Annotated in this window: 5 protein-coding genes; 1 reads left to right on the forward strand and 4 read right to left on the reverse strand. The window is 69.7% G+C overall.

Going from position 1 to position 4,087, the window contains the following annotated elements:
- Positions 1 to 612 (reverse strand): ribonuclease H family protein (locus QOL99_RS15570; protein WP_285525162.1); only part of this gene is annotated, 612 nt, incomplete at its 3' end.
- 52 nt (positions 613 to 664) lie between these two features.
- Between QOL99_RS15570 and pyrE the strand changes: the two genes are divergently transcribed.
- Positions 665 to 1,228: an orotate phosphoribosyltransferase gene (pyrE, locus tag QOL99_RS15575; protein WP_285525164.1), complete on the forward strand. Its 564-nt coding sequence runs from the start codon at positions 665 to 667 to the stop codon at positions 1,226 to 1,228.
- Here pyrE and QOL99_RS15580 read toward each other — a convergent pair.
- From QOL99_RS15580 to odhB, 3 genes are all read right to left on the reverse strand, one after another.
- The gene (locus QOL99_RS15580) at positions 1,225 to 1,863 is read right to left on the reverse strand and encodes a DUF2268 domain-containing putative Zn-dependent protease (RefSeq protein WP_285525166.1); all 639 of its coding nucleotides are present in this window, start codon (positions 1,861 to 1,863) and stop codon (positions 1,225 to 1,227) included. The two genes, pyrE and QOL99_RS15580, sit on opposite strands and share 4 nt — an antisense overlap.
- Positions 1,864 to 1,907: 44 nt before the next feature.
- The gene (locus QOL99_RS15585) at positions 1,908 to 2,888 is read right to left on the reverse strand and encodes a glycosyltransferase family 2 protein (protein WP_285525167.1); all 981 of its coding nucleotides are present in this window, start codon (positions 2,886 to 2,888) and stop codon (positions 1,908 to 1,910) included.
- 172 nt (positions 2,889 to 3,060) lie between these two features.
- Positions 3,061 to 4,087, reverse strand: a 1,027-nt coding sequence (gene odhB, locus QOL99_RS15590) for a 2-oxoglutarate dehydrogenase complex dihydrolipoyllysine-residue succinyltransferase (RefSeq protein WP_285525168.1), incomplete at its 5' end; no start/stop codon positions are given.

Here is a 4,087-nt window from a genome sequence, read left to right on the forward strand (position 1 = left end):
CCCGGGACGGCGCAGGCTCACGCGGGCCTCGGGCACGGCGGGGCGCTGCTCGATCAGCACCTCGGCCTGCGGGCCCTCCAGCGCGGGCACGCTCAGGCCCCGGCGGGCGGCGTTGGCAAGGTCGTGTGCCGAGAGCATGTGCCGCCGGGTGCGCGGGGTGTAGCCCACCCGCAACGCGACCCCCCGCGCCTCCGCCTCGTCGATCACTTCCCGTGCGAGGTCCGCGAGCAGCCACGGCCCCCGCCCCCGCCCCACCGAGGCGATCACGGCCTCGTTGTCGGTGTGCACGCCCAGGGGCTCACCATGAGGCGCGTGCCGCACCGCTTCGAGCACCGCCCGCAACTCGGCGGCGTTGTTGTCGGGGGCCGCCATCTGGCCCTGGTAACCCACGGGCAGGGTCCCCGGCATCAGCAGGATCANCTCACCATGAGGCGCGTGCCGCACCGCTTCGAGCACCGCCCGCAACTCGGCGGCGTTGTTGTCGGGGGCCGCCATCTGGCCCTGGTAACCCACGGGCAGGGTCCCCGGCATCAGCAGGATCAGCCCCCAGCCGCCCACGCCGTGTCCGCCGTCCGTCTCGTGCCAGCTCGCGTCCACATAGGCGTGGTTCATGTCAGCTCCCATCATGCCTGCCTGGATTGGCCCACAATGCGATACTCGCCGCATGGATGTTCTGGCCCTCTACCGCGAGGCGGGCGCGTACCACGAGGGGCATTTCCTGCTCGCCTCGGGCCGCCACTCGCCCAAATTCCTGCAATCGACCACCGTGCTGCAACACCCGCACCTCACCGAGAAAATCGGGCAGGCCCTCGCGCAGAAGGTGGGGGAGGCTGGCCTGTCTCCCCGCCTCGTCGTCGGTCCCGCGATGGGCGGCGTGGTCCTCGCCTACGAGGTGGCCCGCCACCTGCCGGAAAGTCGCGCGATCTTCACGGAAAAGGATGGGCAAGGTGGGATGAAGGTCCGGGAGGCGTTCCGGATCGAGCCCGGCGAACCCTTCATCGCCGTGGAGGACGTGCTGACGACCGGGGGCAGCGTGTTGAAGGCCGTGGGCGCGGTGGAGGCGCTCGGCGGGCGCTGCGTGGCCGTCGCCTGCATCGTGGACCGCCGGGCCGGGGAAGGACCGCTCGCCGGGTATCCCCTCGTCTCGCTGACCCGCCTGACCTTCGACACCTACGCCCCCGGCGAGGTGCCGGAATGGCTGGCGCAGGTGCCCTTGCAGGAGATTTAACCGCTCCAGGCGTTTCTGAACTCCTCGGCGGGGGCGTTGGCCCAGGTCACGGCGTCGCCACCCTCCTTCCCGAGGAAGCGGCGCACCAGCTCATAGCCCAGGGCGTACCCGGCCCAGCGGGGCAATCCTTGGGCCTCTGAACCGTAGAACCAGGCGGGATGGCCGTAGTCGGCAGAGTCCAGGAGGGGGTGCGCCCGCCTCCACAGCCCGCCCAGATCGGCCGAAATGACGGCGTAGGGCGGCGGCCCGCCCCGGTCCTCGACCTCGTAATGCTGCGCCAGCCCCTCCGAGACGAGCGCCTGCAGCAGTGTCCGCCCGTACCCCGGCCCCCGCCAGCGCCGCGCGTGGTGCAACTCGTGGGCGAGGGTGGCGGGCAGCTCGGTCCGCCAGCCCCCTGCAAAGTTCGGGTTGTCGGGGGTCAGCGTGATGTCCACGAAATGCGGCAGTGGGGCATAACCCAGCACCCCAGTTTCGGGCAGGGTCCACGGCGCGACCCGCACGGCCACGTCCACGCCGTCCAGTTCCAGCCGCGCCGCGTGTCTGGTCAGGGCGGCCTCGGCCACCGCCCGCACCTCCTGCGCCAGCTCGGGGGGCAGCAGGCCGCCCGCGTTCATCAGGTGCAGGACGTTGGCCATCTTCCCCCCCTCCCCTTCAGGTGCCGGGCGCGAGGTTTCCCTGGTCATACCGGGAGATGGCTGTCCGTTGCCTCGTTGCTGGTGGCCGCGCCGCTGGCCGAACGCCCTGGGCTCTGCGGCGCGGGGACCGCCTCCGCCTGGGCTTTGCCCGCCTCCTTCTCCGCCTGACCGCCCGCCCGGTAGCCCTCCCAGTAGGCGGCAGTCAGCGGCGCCAGCTTGTGCCACTGGCCCCGCATGGCGCGGCGAACCAGAATGGCGAGCCACTTGAGGACGACTGCCGCGAGGGGGCGGCGGGTCAGCCGCATGAACAGGCCGAAGGGCCGGGTGTATTTCAGGTCGGCCTGCAGGTCGGCGTCGCGGCCATGTTCCCTCTTGGTGGTGGCGCCGCCCTTGTGGTAGACCCGGCTCGCGTCCGCCACGCCCAGCCGCCACCCATGCTGCCTGGCCCGCAGCGAATACTCGGTGTCCTCCATGGAAAAGACGTAGCGTTCATCCAGCAGGCCGATCTGATCGATCAGCTCGCGCCGGATCAGCAGGCTGGTGCCCAGCAGGTGGTCGTACGAGTCGGCGGGCGCAAAATGATGGTGCAGCGTGAGCAGGTAGGGATGGAGCGTGCCCCCGCCCCAGGCCTGAACTTTCCCCGGCTGGCCGTAGTCGTACAGCACCGACGCCACCAGCCCCAGACGCGGATCGGTCTGGGCGGTGCGGACCAGTTCAGTCAGCGCCAGGGTCGAGACGGTGGTGTCGTTGTTGAGCAGCCAGATGTAATCGGCCCCCCGCTCCAGCAGCATCCGGGTGCCCAGATTGCTGGCCCTGGAAAAGCCGATGTTGTGCGGCAGCTCGGTCAGGTTGATCTCCGGGAAGCGCTGCCGGAGCTGGCTCACGGAGTCGTCCACCGAGCCGTTGTCAATCAGCAGAATCTCGAAGTTGCGGTAGGTCAGGCCGCGCAGAGACTCCAGGCACTCGGCCGTGTCCTGCCACCCGTTCCAGTTCAGAAGGACGATTCCTACACGTGGCTCTTGCACAACGACTCCTCGTGGCGTCGCCGTTCGGGTGGTCTGGGTCCGCCGAACGGGTCGTCTCCGGTGTACCTCTGGAGGTCAACACTCCCGGGTCATCAACCTAACATCAGAAAGGTGGTCGGCCTGCCGCATTTGCGCAGCGGGGCCGACCACCCGGAAAGCTTGTGCTGAACCCTCAGAGCTCCAGCAGCATCCGCGCCGGGTCTTCCAGCACGTTCTTGATGGCGACCAGGAACTGCACGGCTTCCTTGCCGTCGATGATGCGGTGGTCGTAGCTCAGGGCCACGTACATCATCGGGGCGATCACGACCTGCCCGCCCTGCGCGATGGGCCGCTCGATGATGTTGTGCATCCCCAGGATGGCGCTCTGGGGCGCGTTGATGATCGGAGTGCTCATCATGGAGCCGAAGGTGCCGCCGTTGGTGATGGAAAAGGTGCCACCCGACATGTCCTCCATCGTGAGCTTGTTGCTCCGCGCCTTGCCCGCGTACTCGGCGATCTGCTTCTCGATTCCGGCGAGGCTCATCTGGTCCGTGTCGCGCAGGATAGGCACCACCAGCCCGCGGTCGCTCGCCACCGCGATGCCGATGTCGTAGTAGCCGTGGTAGATGATGTCCTTGCCGTCCACGCTGGCGTTGACGACCGGGAACTGCTTGAGGGCCTCGGTCGCCGCCCGCACGAAGAGGCTCATGAAGCCCAGCTTGGTGCCGTGCTTGGCGACGAACTGGTCCTGGTACTTCTTCCGCAGGTCCATCGCGGGCTGCATGTTGACCTCGTTGAAGGTCGTGAGCAGCGCGGCGGTGTTCTGCACTTCCTTGAGGCGCTCGGCGATGCGGGTGCGGATGCGCGTCATGGGCACCCGCTGCTCGGGCCGGGCTCCCTGAGGGATGGGGGCGCTGGCGGCGGCCGGGCTGCTGGGGGCTGGTGGCTGGCCGCCCGTCCCCTCCGCCTGACGCATGCTCGCGGGCTGCGCGGCGTCCTGGGGTCCCTGGTAGGTCAGGCCGCCCTGGGCCGCCACCACCGCGTCCTCCCTGGTGATGTTGCCCCTGGGCCCGGTCGCGGGAATCTGCGCGGGGTCCAGGCCCTTTTCCGCCACGATCTTGCGCACGGCGGGGGAGAGGTCGTCGCGGCGGGCAGGAGCGGCGGGCTGACCCCCCTGGCTGCCGGGCTGGACGGCCGTGCCGCCCGCGCCCGTCTCGCCC

Source organism: Deinococcus rhizophilus (assembly GCF_030271215.1).
Taxonomy (GTDB): Bacteria; Deinococcota; Deinococci; order Deinococcales; family Deinococcaceae; genus Deinococcus; species Deinococcus rhizophilus.